Here is a 13,408-nt window from a genome sequence, read left to right as displayed (position 1 = left end):
GAGCGGGGTGTAGACTGGTTTGGTCCCAGTTCGGACCTGCGTCGGCTGTCGCCGGCGCTCCGATCAGGATGACGTCGTCCGATTCGTCCTTCAGGACGGTCAGGTGCGTCCAGATCCCGCACGCCGGATGCCCGGCCGCGGGGCATGGCTGCACCTGAGTCGGGAGTGCTTCGACTCCGCGTTGAAGCGCAGGGCTTTCAGCAGAGCGTTCCGAGCTGCTGTGAGCACTGAAGGTCTGGAGTACGACGCCGTCGCAGCACACGTGTCCACCGACAAGAGAACGGGTTTGAAGGAATGAACACCCGATGAAAGCGGCAGGATGAGCGCCCAATGACGCCCACACCCTCCCTGCCGGGAAATCTTAAGCACGTTCAACGGCCCATGTCGGTGAGCCGCTGAGAGCCACAGCTCCGCTGTGACATTCAGCGGAGCATCGAGCGGGCCAGACTAGGAGAAATGTGGCCAAGGCCCGCGTACACGAGATCGCCAAAGAACTCGGTGTCACATCGAAGCAAGCGCTCGCCAAGCTCGAAGAGCTGGGCGAGTTCGTCAAGTCCCCGTCGTCGACGGTTGAGCCGCCGGTAGCCAAGAAGCTCCGGAACGCGTTCCCCAAGGCGGAATCTGCCCCGGCGCCGGAGAAGTCCGGCTCCGCGCCGGCACCCGGCCCGCGGTCGGCGCCCAAGCCGGGCTCCGCCGCGCCGAAGCCCGGCGGTCCCAAGCCCGGGCCGAAGAAGCCCGAGCCCGCTCCTGAGCCGGCTCCCCAGGAGGCCCCCCAGGAAGCCCCGCAGGCTGCTCAGCCCGCACCGGGCCAGGCAGCTCAGCCTGCAGTCCAGAAGGACGAGACCGGCGCCGAGTCCAAGCCTGAGCCCAAGGCCCAGGGCGGTTCGCCCTCCGAGGCTCCGGCTGCGGATGCGCCGACGTCCGGCCAGGGCAAGCCTGCGCCGAAGCCGGGCGGCCCCAAGCCTGCTCCGCGCACCGGCGGAAACAACCCCTTCGGAGTCTCCGGCGGTCAGCCGGCTCCTCGCCCCCGGGGCGGTCAGCCCCGTCCGGGCAACAACCCTTTCGCGCCCAAGCAGGGCATGCGCGGCTCGGGCGGTCCCGGCGGCACGGGCGGACCTCGTCCGCGCGGCGGTCAGGGCGGTCCAGCGGGCGCACCGCGGCCCGGGCAGCGTCCCGGCGCCGGTGCACCCTCGGCACGCACTGACGGCAAGCCGGGGGCTCCCAAGCCTTCGATGATGCCCGGTCAGGCTCCGGCGCCTGCGGCCCCGGGCCGCGGCGGTCCAGGCGGAGGAGCTCCGGGCCGTCCCGGCGGCGGCCCGCCCCGTGGTCGCGGCGGCGGTCCTCGTCGCGGCGGTGCGGCCGGCGCATTCGGCCGCGGCGGCGGAAAGTCGAAGGCTCGCAAGTCCAAGCGCGCCAAGCGCGCAGAGCTTGAGGAGAAGCAGACTCGCGAGGTCGGCGGTGTGCGCGTCCCCAAGGGCGACGGCACCACCGTGCTTCGCCTGCGCCGCGGCTCCTCCCTGGCGGACTTCGCGGAGAAGATCAATGCAGAGCCCGCAGCGCTCATCGCAGTGCTGATGAAGCTCGGCGAGATGGCCACCTCCAACCAGTCCCTGGACGAGGAGACCTTCCAGCTGCTCGGCGAGGAGCTGGGCTACAAGGTCGAGATCGTGTCCCCCGAGGACGAGGACCGCGAGCTGCTGGAATCCTTCGACATCAACCTCGAGGACGAGGCGGCCAACGAGTCCGGCGAGGACTTGGAGGAGCGCGCTCCGGTGGTCACCGTGATGGGTCACGTCGACCACGGCAAGACCCGCCTCCTGGACGCCATCCGCTCCTCGAAGGTCACCGAGGGTGAGGCCGGCGGCATCACCCAGCACATCGGCGCCTACCAGGTGGAGGTCCCGCACGAGGGCGAAGAGCGTGCCCTGACGTTCATCGACACCCCGGGCCACGAGGCGTTCACCGCCATGCGTGCCCGTGGTGCCAAGGTCACGGACATCGCCGTGCTGGTGGTCGCCGCCGACGACGGCGTCATGCCGCAGACGGTGGAGGCACTGAACCACGCCAAGGCGGCCGGCGTGCCGGTTGTGGTGGCGGTCAACAAGATCGACAAGGAGGGCTCCCAGCCCGACAAGATCCGCGGCCAGCTCACCGAGTACGAGCTGGTGCCCGAGGAGTACGGCGGCGACACGATGTTCGTCGACGTCTCCGCGCGCAACGACATCAACATCGAGGCGCTGCTCGAGGCCGTCCTGCTCACCTCTGACGCAGCCCTGGAGCTGACGGCCAACCCGGCCAAGGAGGCGCGCGGCGTCGCGATCGAGGCGCACCTGGACCGCGGACGCGGCCCGGTCGCCACCGTGCTGGTGCAGTCCGGCACGCTGAGGGTCGGCGACAACATGGTGGCCGGCAACGGCTTCGGCCGCGTGCGCGCCATGTTCGACGAGCACGGCGAGGCTGTGCACGAGGCGGGCCCGTCCCGGCCCGTGCAGGTGCTGGGTCTGTCGGCGGTGCCCCGCGCCGGTGACAGCTTCCTGGTCACCAACGATGACCGCACCGCCCGCCAGATCGCTGAGAAGCGTGAGGCTGCTGAGCGCAACGCCCTGCTGGCCAAGCGCCGCAAGCGCGTCTCGCTGGAGAACTTCGACCAGGTGGTGGCCGAGGGCAAGATCGACACCCTCAACCTCATCCTCAAGGGCGACGTCTCCGGTGCCGTGGAGGCCCTGGAGGATGCGCTGCTGCAGATCGACGTGGGCGACGATGTTCAGCTGCGCGTGATCCACCGCGGCGTGGGTGCGATCACCCAGAACGACGTCAACCTGGCCACGGTCGACAACGCCGTGATCGTCGGGTTCAACGTCCGTCCTGCGGAGCGCGTCACCCAGCTGGCCGAGGAGGAGGGCGTCGACATGCGCTTCTACTCGGTGATCTACGCAGCCATCGATGACATCGAGTCGGCGCTGAAGGGCATGCTGAAGCCGGAGTACGAGGAGGTGTCGCTCGGATCCGCAGAGGTCCGGGAGGTCTTCCGCTCCTCGAAGTTCGGCAACATCGCCGGTTCGATCGTCCGTTCGGGCATCATGCGCCGCAACGCCAAGGCCCGTCTGATCCGCGACGGCAGCGTCGTGGGCGACAACCTGGTCATCGACTCGCTGAAGCGGTTCAAGGACGACGCCACCGAGGTCCGCGACGGCTTCGAGTGCGGCATCGGACTCGGCTCCTTCAACAACATCCAGGAAGGCGACACCATCGAGACCTGGGAGATGCGCGAGATCCCGCGCACCTGATCCCGTCCCGACGGTGAGGCGGCGTCCGTTCGGCCATTGCGGCCGGCGGGCGCCGCCTCCGTCTGACATCCCAGCTTTTTGTGAGGGATCCGCCGATAGGGTGGATCCAGACCCTCTGAGAGGAGAGACACCATGGCAGATCCCGCACGCGCATCCCGGCTCGCGTCCCGCATCAAAGTGATCATCGCGGAGGCCCTGCGCTCCCGCATCAAGGACGACCGGGCTGAGCTGATCACCGTCACCGACGCCCGCGTCACCAACGACCTGCAGAACGCCACCATCTACTACACCGTGATGACCGCGGATGAGGATGAGAGGGGTGCCGCTGAGCACCTCCTGCGGGTCAACCAGGGGCTGCTGCGCAGCGAGATGGGACGCCAGCTGAGCGTCCGGCTGACCCCCACCCTGGAGTTCGTCGCCGACGAGATCCCCGAGTCGGCGGCTCACCTGGAGGACCTGCTCGCCAAGGCGCGCGAGCAGGACGAGAAGGTCCGCGAGCTCCGGAAGAACGCCGAGCCGGCGTCCTCCGAGTCCCCGTACCGCTCCGACGCTGATGCGGGCGAGGCCAACGCCGAGGGCGATCGCCCCTCTCCTGAGGACCGCTGATTGGGCAAGCGGCAGCGGCCTGAGGAGCTGGAGGTCGGCTCCGGGCTTGTCCTGGTGGACAAGCCCGCGGGCTGGACCAGCCACGACGTGGTCGGCAAGGTCCGCAAGCTGGCCGGGACCCGGAAGGTCGGCCACGCCGGCACTCTGGACCCCATGGCCACCGGGGTGCTGGTGGTCGGCATCAACAAGGCCACCCGGCTGCTGACCCACATCGTCGGGGTCGACAAGACCTACACGGCCACGATCCGCCTGGGCCAGGCCACCACCACCGACGACGCTGAGGGCGAGGCCCTGGAGACCCGCTACGCCAACGAGGTTTCGGCCGAGCGGGTCGAGGAGGCTGTCTCCCGGCTGACCGGTGAGCTGATGCAGGTGCCGTCGACGGTCTCGGCCATCAAGGTCGACGGCCGTCGCGCCTACGACCGGGCCCGTGCGGGCGAGTCGGTGGAGCTGGAGGCGAGGTCGGTGACGGTGCACCGCTTCGCCGTGCAGGAGATCCGGCACATCGACGGCGGACGGTTCATGGACCTGGATGTGGAGGTGCGCGTCTCTTCGGGCACCTACGTGCGGGCCCTGGCCCGTGACCTGGGGGAGATGCTGGACGTCGGCGGGCACCTGACTGCTCTGCGGCGCACCGCCGTGGGCCCCTACACGGAGGGCCAGTGCCTGAGCATCGAGCAGCTCAGCGAGGACTTCGGATACATCGGTCTGGCAGAGGCCGCCGGGCAGATCTTCCCCCGACGCACGCTGGGTGCGGAGGAGGCTGAGCACCTGGGCCATGGGCGGCGCATCACTGCCTCCGGCTCCGAGGAGCTGACGGCCGCCTACGGACCCGACGGTGAGCTGGTGGCGCTGCTGCGGGACATTCCTGCCAAGCCCGGGGCGTCATCCTCCCCGGACGCTGCGGCTGCTGCGACGACGATCCCGCACGCCATGCACGCCAAGCCGGAGCTGGTCTTCGCGCCCTGAGGAATCCGTCCCGGGACACACTTCTGGGGGAGTAGAATTCTGGCGGTTCAGCGGAAGGAGGCCGGCTTGTGGATCCCACGGTGATGTTCGTCATCGGCACGGCGATCTGTGCGCTCTCCACCCTGATCTGCTGGGTGATGACGGCTCTGAGCCCCGGCCCGGCGGACAGCAGCATCGTCTCGGTGGCCACCATTGAGCTCTTCCTCATCGTCTATGGGATCTACGCCGGCATCAGGCAGGCCTTCGGCGGGGTGGGCATCGTCGGTGAGGCCTGGGAGTTCTGGGGCTACGTGCTGACCGCTGTGCTGCTGCCGGTGGGTGTGCTCATCTGGGCTGTGCTGGACAGGACCCGCTGGTCCAACCTGGTGATGAGCTTCGTCGGTCTGGTGGTCTTCGTCATGATCTACCGCTTGGAGGAGATATGGTTCGGCAGCGCTTTGTGAGCGGCAGGTCTGAGCGTGCGGGCGGGAGCCCCTCGGAGGGGTCCGCTGCTGTGGATCCCGGCTTCGGCGAGAAGACGCCGCGGAACCGTGGTGTGGGGATGCTGATCATCACCGCGTACGGTGTGTTCGCGATCTCCAGCTTCGCTCGGGCGCTGTACCAGATCTCCACGAACTTTGAGGCCTCCCCGGTCGCATACTCGCTGAGCGCCTTCGCGGCGGCGGTGTACATTCTGGCCACCTACGCCTTGGCGCATACCAGTGTGCTGTGGTGGAAGGTGGCCCTGGCGGCGGTGCTGGTCGAGCTGATCGGCGTGATCGGCGTGGGCCTGTGGACGGTGCTGGAGCCTGAGCTGTTCAACCGCAGCACCGTGTGGAGCCACTTCGGGGCGGGATACGGCTACATTCCGCTGATCCTGCCGTTCGTCGGGCTTCTCTGGCTTATGATCCACCGCCCGCGGAGCGCGTAGGGTAGGCGCGTGCAGATTTACCGCGGTCTTGAGCAGCTTCCTGCTGAGCCGGAGCCTTCAGCGATCACGATCGGCAATTTCGACGGCGTGCATCTGGGGCACCAGAAGGTCCTCAGCGCGCTGAGGGAGCAGGCTGCCCGCTATGAGGCACGGTCTGTGGCGGTGACGTTCGACCCGCACCCGGCGTTCGTCCACCGGCCCGAGTCCACTCCGGAGCTGCTGACCGGCCTCGGCGAGAAGCTCGCCCGCATTGAGGCCGCGGGGGTGGATGCTGCCCTGGTGCTTCCGTACAACGAGGCGCTCTACATGCTCAGCGCGGAGGAGTTCGTCTCCCGGTACTTCGTGGACGCCCTCAACGCTGCGGCGGTGGTGGTGGGCCATGACATCCACTTCGGCCGCGCCCGCGACGGCGACTTCACCACCATGGTCGATCTGGGGGGCCGGTACGGCTTCGATGTGGTCGGCGTGGACGACCTGGAGATCACCGGCCCGGACGGGGAGCAGCTGCACGCACGGTGCTCCTCCACGGCGATCCGTTCGGCCCTGGCTGAGGGCGAGGTGGCGTCGGTGACGCGCATGCTGGGCCGGCCGCACGCTGTGGTGGGCGAGGTGGTCTACGGCTACGCCCGGGGGCGCGAGCTGGGCTTCCCCACGGCGAATCTGGCAGCGGACTCCGAAGGAATGATCCCGCCCGACGGTGTGTATGCCGGGTGGCTCTTCGACGAGTCCGGAACCCAGTGGCCTGCCGCGATCAGCGTGGGATCCAACCCCACGTTCGAGGCGGTGGAGCGTGTGGTCGAGGCACACGTGATTGATCGCCGCGACGCCAATATTGAGGATTTCGACCTCTATGGTCAGCACGTGCGCGTGGAGTTCCTCGAGCGTCTGCGCGGCATGGTCGCCTTCGAGGGGATCGAGAAGCTGTGCGTGCAGATGGCAGAGGATGTGGAGCAGACCCGCCGGGTGCTCGCCCAGCTCTCGGCGTGAGGTGAGGCCGTGAGCTCACCGCGGCGGCCCAAGGCTCGCACGGACGCTGCCCCGCAGATCACCAGCGCTGAGCGTCGTCGTACCCTCGGCGAATCGTTCTCGGCTCAGGATCTTCAGCAGGCGCAGGCCTACGACGCGCTGCGCCCCCACTACCCGGATGCTGCGGTCTCTGCGGTGCTGGGGGAGCGGCTCGGTGCTGATCAGAGCGCTGATCACGGAGCTGATGAGGCAGACCTCGGGATTGATGCCGTGGATCTGGGGGCGGGGACCGGGATCCTGTCCCGGCAGCTGCTCGCGGCCGGGGCGCGGGTGACGGCGGTGGAGCCCAGCGTGTCGATGACGGCCGTGCTGGCCGAGCAGGCCGGGCCCGGGCCGCTGACGGTGGTGAACGCCCCGGCGGAGGAGACCGGGCTGGCCGGCGCATCATTCGACGTGGTGGCCGCCGCGCAGGCGTGGCACTGGTTCGATCCTCTTCGGGCGCAGCAGGAGGCCGCACGGCTGCTCACGCCCGGTGGCCGGCTGGCTCTGCTTTGGAACTACATCGACACCTCGGATGAGACCGCGCACCGGCTGACCCGCATCATGCGGGCCGGTGATGTGTATCGGCCTGGGTGGGCGCCTGCTTTGGAGGCTTCGCTGTTCGGGTCTGCCCAGACGACGGAGCTTAGGTGGAGCCGCCGCATGACGGTGGAGGAGATCGTCGGCTATGCGAAGACGCTGAGCTCATGGCTGAGCGCCGACGAGGGCGAGCGTGAGCGCAGGCGGCGGAACCTGAGCGACTACCTGCAGGGGGAGCTGGGCCTGGGCGATGAGGCCCCGGTGCAGGTGCCGATGATCACCGCGGTCCACGTTGCTCCGGTGCACCGGCTCCAGTACAGTTGAGAAGTTGCCTGCTGCAGTCCGCGGCGGCTGGCAGCCGGCCCCTCGGGGCCGTCGTCTGATCGCGGTACAACGTCTGAGGAGACACCCATGGCTCTGGATTCCGCTGTGAAGCAGGAGATCATCAAGGAGTACGCCACCAAAGAGGGCGACACCGGCTCCCCTGAGGTTCAGGTTGCTGTGCTGACCAAGCGCATCTCTGACCTGACCGAGCACCTCAAGGAGCACAAGCACGACCACCACACTCGCCGCGGCCTGATGCTGCTGGTGGGTCGCCGTCGTCGTCTGCTGAACTACCTGCAGCGCAATGACATCGAGCGCTACCGTGCGCTCATCAAGCGTCTGGGCATTCGCCGCTAGGCGAGCCACCAGCACTGCGCTTGAGCGACGGGCGGTCCCACACAGTTGGGGTCGCCCGTTTCTTGTGCCAGACTGAGACTGTTCCCTGAAGGGGAGCAAGCACACCGAGAGCATCACTGCGTCGGCCTCTCCTATGGGGCTGGCATGTACGGCCCGCCTTCGCTGCGGGCAGGGTGCGGGTATGTCCGGTCCTCGGTAGTGGCTTCAGGAGATACGTCCTGGGGCTTCGATCGAAGACCGTCATGCCGCCCCGTCAGCAGGTCCGCTCTCGTGTGCATCGTTATGCAATCGAACATGAGAGGAAACCCCTATGACTGCACAGGCTGCAGCCCCTGAGGTTCACACCGCCGAGGCCGTCATCGACAACGGCCGCCACGGCACATCAACCATCCACTTCGAGACGGGCCGCCTGGCCAAGCAGGCCGCCGGCTCCGTGCTGGTCACCCTCGACGAGGAGACCACCCTGCTCTCGGCGACCACCGTGGGCAAGCACCCCCGCGAGGGCTTCGACTTCTTCCCCCTGACGGTGGACGTCGAGGAGCGCATGTACGCCGCGGGCCGTATCCCCGGCAGCTTCTTCCGCCGTGAGGGCCGGCCCACCACGGACGCGATCCTGGCCTGCCGCCTGATCGACCGTCCCCTGCGTCCGGCCTTCACCAAGGGCATCCGCAACGAGGTCCAGGTGGTGGAGACGATCCTCTCCATCAACCCGGACGACCTCTACGACGTGGTGGCCATCAACGCCGCCTCCGCGTCCACTCAGCTCTCGGGCCTGCCGTTCAGCGGCCCCATCGGCGGCGTGCGCATCGCGCTGATCGATGACGGCCAGGGCGCCGAGTGGGTCGCCTTCCCGAAGCACTCCCAGCTGCAGACCGCCATCTTCAACATGGTGGTGGCCGGCCGTGTGGTCGGCGACGACGTCGCCGTCATGATGGTTGAGGCCGAGGCCACGAACGACTCCTGGAAGCTCATCAAGGAGCAGGGCAAGCAGGCTCCCACCGAGGACATCGTCTCGGAGGGCCTGGAGGCCGCCAAGCCGTTCATCAAGGTGCTGTGCGAGGCGCAGGCATCCCTGGTCGAGCGCGCCGGCAAGGACACCGTCGACGTGCCGATCTTCAAGGACTACCAGGACGATGTGCTGGAGGCCGTGACGAGCGCCGCTGAGGAGAAGCTCACCGGCATCTACCAGATCGCTGACAAGCAGCAGCGCGAGTCCGCTGATGCTCAGTACAAGTCGGAGCTGGTCGAGGAGCTCGCCGGCGAGGGCAAGCAGTTCGAGGGCCGCGGCGGCGAGGTCGGCAAGGCTCTGGGCGCGGTGACCAAGCAGGTCATCCGTCAGCGCATCCTGCGTGACCAGTTCCGCATCGACGGCCGCGGCCTGACGGACATCCGTCAGCTGACCGCTGAGGTCGAGGTGCTGCCCCGCGTGCACGGCTCGGCGATCTTCGAGCGCGGCGAGACCCAGATCATGGGTGTCACCACGCTGAACATGCTGAAGATGGAGCAGACCATCGACAGCCTCTCCCCGGAGAACACCAAGCGGTACATGCACAACTACAACTTCCCGCCCTACTCCACGGGCGAGACGGGCCGCGTGGGCTCCCCGAAGCGCCGCGAGATCGGCCACGGCGCCCTGGCAGAGCGTGCCATGGTGCCGGTGCTGCCCTCGCGTGAGGAGTTCCCCTACGCGATCCGCCAGGTCTCTGAGGCGCTGGGCTCCAACGGCTCCACGTCGATGGGCTCGGTCTGCGCCTCGACCCTGTCGCTGCTGAACGCCGGTGTGCCGCTGAAGGCCTCGGTGGCCGGCATCGCCATGGGCCTGGTCTCGGACGAGGTGGACGGGGAGACCCGCTACGCCGCCCTGACCGACATCCTGGGCGCTGAGGACGCGTTCGGCGACATGGACTTCAAGGTCGCCGGCACCAGCGAGTTCATCACCGCCATCCAGCTGGACACCAAGCTCGACGGAATCCCCGCCTCGGTGCTCTCCGCAGCGCTGAAGCAGGCCCGCGAGGCCCGGCTGCACATCCTCAGCGTGATCAACGCTGCGATTGACGCACCGGACGAGATGGCGGCCACTGCGCCTCGGATCATCTCGGTGTCCGTGCCCGTGGACAAGATCGGTGAGGTCATCGGCCCGAAGGGCAAGATGATCAACCAGATCCAGGAGGACACCGGCGCTGACATCTCCATCGAGGATGACGGCACGGTCCTGATCGGCGCCACGGACGGCGAGTCCGCTGACGCTGCCCGTTCAGCCATCAACGCCATCGCGAACCCGACGGTTCCTGAGGTGGGCGAGCGGTACCTGGGCACGGTGGTGAAGCTGACCACCTTCGGCGCGTTCATCTCGCTGACCCCGGGCAAGGACGGCCTGCTGCACATCTCTGAGCTGAAGAAGCTCAACGAGGGCAAGCGCGTGGAGGACGTCGAGGACGTCCTGGGCGTGGGTCAGAAGATCCAGGTCGAGCTGGCCAAGATCGATGACCGCGGCAAGCTCTCCCTCATCCCTGTGGTGGACGAGGACGCCTCTGAGGCCGGCGAGAAGAAGTCGGTCAACCAGGTCAACGAGGAGCCGGCCGAGTAAGCACCGGCTCACTGTTCGATTCGGGATCGGCCGGGACCCTTTCGGGGGTCCCGGCCTTCCTATGCGATGAAAGGGGAGGCCGATGCCTCTGGCGGAGGTTCTGCTGGCTCTTGAGCTGATCGGCACGTTCGCGTTTGCGGTCTCGGGCGCGCTGCTGGCGGCGAAGAAGGGCGTGGACATCATCGGCTCCCTGCTGCTGGCCAGCCTGGCGGGCCTCGGCGGCGGTGTCATCCGTGACGTCATCCTTAACGAGGGTGTGCCGACGGCCTTCGCGGCGCCGCAGTACCTGATCCCGGTGGTGGTGGCGGTGACGGCCGTCTATGTCCGCGCCATCCGGGAGGATCGGCTGCGCAGGACCCTGCTGGTCTTCGACGCGGTCGGGCTGTCGGTCTTCTGCGTCATGGGCGCCTCAATCGCCTTCGCGGCGGGTCTGAACCCGGTGGCGGCCGGCCTGCTCGGGCTGACCACAGCGGTGGGCGGGGGCATCCTGAGGGACGTGGTCGCCAACGAGATCCCGGAGATCTTCAACCCCAAGGGCGTGTATGCGGTGCCGGCCATGCTGGGCTCCGCAGTGACGGTGACGGCGCTGGAGCTGGGATTCTTCAACGGCTTCGCGGCGGTGGGGACGGCGGCTGCGGTGTTCGTGTTCCGGTTCGTGGCGCTGCGGCGCGCGTGGACGGTCCCTCTGGCGGTGCACGGCAGGCAGCAGAAAGGCGCCGCCGACTGATCCTCGGGTCAGCCTGACGGTGCCTGATGCTGCGGGGCTTCGCGCCCCTGCGCGGGTGGGGCTTTAGAGGTTCACTGAGCCCTGGTCGCCCATGTTGGGCTGTCCGCTGCTGACGGCGGCTGCGGCGAGCTTGACCAGGCGCACGGCCTTTCCTGGGCCCTCCCAGTAGTGGGCCGACTCGGGGGTTACGCGCAGCAGGGCGGCGCGGGGGTCGTCTGCTGCGTCGCTGAAGTAGGCTTCGGCGCCCATGTCCTTGAGCTGCTCGCGCTTCTCCTCGTCTTTGACGACGTCTGCTGTGCCGGCCACGGAGATCCAGGTCTTGTCAGCGCTGAACGCGAGGTTGACCTGGCCTTCTCCGAGGACCTCTGCGACCTTGTCCGAGTCCAGGGGTGTGAAGAACCAGACGTGGTGGTCGTCGTCGATCGCGGAGATCGACATGGGGCGTGAGACCAGCAGTCCCGAGGCGTCCACGGTGGTGAACATGCAGGTGCCGATGTCGTTCATCCGGTCGATGAGGTCTGATGCGTTGAGTTCGCTCATTGTTCTCCTTGTGTGGGGTGTTCAGGTGTCCAGCGTGGTGAGGCCGCGCAGCGCGGGGCCCTCAAGAATGTTCCCCTCAGCGTCGAAGCGCGAGGCGTGCAGGGGGCAGTCCCAGGTGCACTCGGCGTCGTTCCAGCTGAGGATGCCGCCGAGGTGCGGGCACACGGCGGAGACTTTGCGCGTGGTGCCGTCCACGGTGGAGACGGCCACGGGGGCGCCGTTCTCCCGGCCGACGATGCCGTGCCCGTCGGCCGGGGCCTGCGCGGGCAGGGAGCGCAGTTCGGCGCCGGCCCAGTCTTTGGTCATCTGCACGCCGATCTCGAGGTTGTCCTTCACCCCGGTGGCGATGCCGCTGGCGGTGGCGGAGCGCTGGGTGATGGCTTCGGCCCAGTGGGTCTGCCCTTCGAGGATCTGTGAGGAGATGGCCAGCGCGGCGGCGACGCCGTTGGTCATGCCCCACTTGTTGTAGCCGGTGGCGACGTAGGTGCTCTCACCGCCCAGGGGCAGCTTCCCGAAGAAGGGCACGTAGTCGGCGGGCCGGTAGTCCTGGGCGGACCAGGCGTGGGTGCGCTCGGCGCCGGGGAAGTGGGCGAACGTCCATTCGTCGATCTGGTCGACGGCGGCCTGGTGGGATTCGGCGCGGCCCACGACGTGGCCGTTGCCGCCGACCAGCAGCAGCTCCTCGCCGTCGATGGTGGCGGTGCGGGTGCTGAGGCTGGGGGAGTCCACAGCCAGGTACATGCCTTGGGGGATCTCTGTGCCTTCGGGCATCCGGTAGGCCAGCGAGTAGGAGCGCTGGCCCTTCATCTTGGCGAAGTATCCGCCGCGGTCGAGGATGGGCGCTCCGGTGGCGAGGATGAGGTGGTCGGCGCTGATCTGCCCGGCGGTGGTGTCGATCGTGGTGGGCTGCGCGGAGTCCGCGTCAATGACTCGCGTGTTCTCGATGATGGTCCCGCCGCGGGTGCGCAGCTCGCCGGCGAGGGCGTCGAGGACTTCGGTGGGGTGGATCTGCGCCTGGTCGTCGAGCGCGATGGCGCCTGCCACCTCATGGGGCAGTTCGGTGTCCTGCACCCAGTAGGCGCCGATGCCGGCGGCTCGGGCGGCTTCGAGCTCGCGCGCCAGGTGGGGGAGGCCCTCGTCGGTGTTCGCGTAGGTGTAGGCGGTGCGCCGCTGGTACTGGAGGCCGTGGTCGTCCATCCAGCGCAGCAGCCAGGCCTGGCCCTCTCGGTTCGCCTCAGCGTAGGCCTGGAGCACCTCGTCGGACTGGTGGCTGCGGATGCTGGCGAAGTTGGTGCCCTGCAGCAGGGAGACCTTCGCGGTGGTGTTGCCGGTGGCGGCGGCGCCGATGGTGCGCGCTTCGAGGACGGCGACCCGGTGGCCCGCGCGGGCGAGCAGAACCCCTGCCATGAGCCCGGTGAGCCCGGCGCCCGCGACCACAGTGTCGTAGTGGGTGCCGGAGGTGAGGGTCTCAGTGGGCGTGGTGACGGGATGAGTGTCGAACCACAGTGAGCGCATCAGGGGGTCCTTCGGTCGAGGTCAGTGCCGGCCACGTCCCT

General features: G+C 68.3%; 13 protein-coding genes. 11 read left to right on the top strand and 2 right to left on the bottom strand.

The genetic code is table 11. From position 1 onward, the window contains the following. Positions 1-19 precede the first annotated feature (19 nt). The 11 genes from FS388_RS03015 to FS388_RS02965 all read left to right on the top strand — a co-directional run bounded on the left by FS388_RS03015 (position 20) and on the right by FS388_RS02965 (position 11,312). Entirely contained in the window at positions 20-298 is a 279-nt protein-coding gene (locus tag FS388_RS03015; RefSeq protein WP_146339561.1) for a YlxR family protein, read from the top strand. A 160-nt stretch (positions 299-458) separates the two neighbouring features. Continuing rightward, the gene (gene infB, locus FS388_RS03010; protein WP_146339559.1) at positions 459-3,287 is read left to right on the top strand and encodes a translation initiation factor IF-2; all 2,829 of its coding nucleotides are present in this window, start codon (positions 459-461) and stop codon (positions 3,285-3,287) included. 132 nt (positions 3,288-3,419) lie between these two features. After that, positions 3,420-3,893 (top strand): 30S ribosome-binding factor RbfA, encoded by a 474-nt coding sequence (rbfA, locus tag FS388_RS03005; protein WP_146339557.1) that lies wholly within the window; start codon positions 3,420-3,422, stop codon positions 3,891-3,893. Next, positions 3,894-4,862, top strand: a complete 969-nt coding sequence (truB, locus tag FS388_RS03000) for a tRNA pseudouridine(55) synthase TruB (RefSeq protein ID WP_146339555.1) — start codon at positions 3,894-3,896, stop codon at positions 4,860-4,862. It begins immediately after the preceding gene. Between the two features lie 68 nt (positions 4,863-4,930). Next, a complete protein-coding gene (locus FS388_RS02995; protein ID WP_371708582.1) occupies positions 4,931-5,305 on the top strand; it encodes a hypothetical protein in 375 nt (124 codons plus the stop codon). Further along, positions 5,284-5,772 carry a hypothetical protein gene (locus FS388_RS02990; protein ID WP_371708580.1) on the top strand — a complete coding sequence of 163 codons (489 nt, stop codon included), beginning with the start codon at positions 5,284-5,286 and terminating at the stop codon, positions 5,770-5,772. Before FS388_RS02995 ends, FS388_RS02990 begins: the two co-directional genes overlap by 22 nt. Positions 5,773-5,781: 9 nt before the next feature. Further along, positions 5,782-6,759, top strand: coding sequence for a bifunctional riboflavin kinase/FAD synthetase (locus FS388_RS02985; RefSeq protein ID WP_146339553.1), 978 nt, complete (start codon positions 5,782-5,784; stop codon positions 6,757-6,759). 9 nt (positions 6,760-6,768) lie between these two features. Then, positions 6,769-7,641 (top strand): class I SAM-dependent methyltransferase, encoded by an 873-nt coding sequence (locus FS388_RS02980; RefSeq protein WP_146339551.1) that lies wholly within the window; start codon positions 6,769-6,771, stop codon positions 7,639-7,641. Positions 7,642-7,728: 87 nt separating this feature from the next. Beyond that, the gene (gene rpsO / locus FS388_RS02975; RefSeq protein WP_146339549.1) at positions 7,729-7,998 is read left to right on the top strand and encodes a 30S ribosomal protein S15; all 270 of its coding nucleotides are present in this window, start codon (positions 7,729-7,731) and stop codon (positions 7,996-7,998) included. 310 nt (positions 7,999-8,308) lie between these two features. Next, positions 8,309-10,585: a polyribonucleotide nucleotidyltransferase gene (locus tag FS388_RS02970; RefSeq protein ID WP_146339547.1), complete on the top strand. Its 2,277-nt coding sequence runs from the start codon at positions 8,309-8,311 to the stop codon at positions 10,583-10,585. An 82-nt stretch (positions 10,586-10,667) separates the two neighbouring features. Continuing rightward, positions 10,668-11,312 (top strand): trimeric intracellular cation channel family protein, encoded by a 645-nt coding sequence (locus FS388_RS02965; protein WP_146339545.1) that lies wholly within the window; start codon positions 10,668-10,670, stop codon positions 11,310-11,312. Between the two features lie 63 nt (positions 11,313-11,375). Here the strand turns inward: FS388_RS02965 and FS388_RS02960 are convergent, their stop codons facing one another. Together FS388_RS02960 and FS388_RS02955 are read right to left on the bottom strand one after the other, a co-directional pair. Continuing rightward, entirely contained in the window at positions 11,376-11,852 is a 477-nt protein-coding gene (locus FS388_RS02960; protein ID WP_146339543.1) for a pyridoxamine 5'-phosphate oxidase family protein, read from the bottom strand. A 21-nt stretch (positions 11,853-11,873) separates the two neighbouring features. Further along, positions 11,874-13,367 carry an FAD-dependent oxidoreductase gene (locus tag FS388_RS02955; protein WP_146339541.1) on the bottom strand — a complete coding sequence of 498 codons (1,494 nt, stop codon included), beginning with the start codon at positions 13,365-13,367 and terminating at the stop codon, positions 11,874-11,876. Between the last annotated feature and the right edge of the window lie 41 nt (positions 13,368-13,408).

The organism is Nesterenkonia sp. NBAIMH1, from assembly GCF_007922635.1.
GTDB classification, from domain to species: domain Bacteria; phylum Actinomycetota; class Actinomycetes; order Actinomycetales; family Micrococcaceae; genus Nesterenkonia; species Nesterenkonia pannonica.
Note: the sequence above shows the minus strand (reverse complement) of the source record. Positions and strands in the feature narration are given on the sequence as shown.

Excerpts from the sequence above, each read along its gene's own strand:
- rbfA (WP_146339557.1), top strand. The coding sequence starts at position 3,420 with ATGGCAGATCCCGCACGCGCATCCCGGCTCGCGTCCCGCATCAAAGTG.
- FS388_RS02990 (WP_371708580.1), top strand. The coding sequence starts at position 5,284 with ATGGTTCGGCAGCGCTTTGTGAGCGGCAGGTCTGAGCGTGCGGGCGGG.
- rpsO (WP_146339549.1), top strand. The coding sequence starts at position 7,729 with ATGGCTCTGGATTCCGCTGTGAAGCAGGAGATCATCAAGGAGTACGCC.
- FS388_RS02970 (WP_146339547.1), top strand. The coding sequence starts at position 8,309 with ATGACTGCACAGGCTGCAGCCCCTGAGGTTCACACCGCCGAGGCCGTC.
- FS388_RS02965 (WP_146339545.1), top strand. The coding sequence starts at position 10,668 with ATGCCTCTGGCGGAGGTTCTGCTGGCTCTTGAGCTGATCGGCACGTTC.
- FS388_RS02960 (WP_146339543.1), bottom strand. The coding sequence starts at position 11,852 with ATGAGCGAACTCAACGCATCAGACCTCATCGACCGGATGAACGACATC.
- FS388_RS02955 (WP_146339541.1), bottom strand. The coding sequence starts at position 13,367 with ATGCGCTCACTGTGGTTCGACACTCATCCCGTCACCACGCCCACTGAG.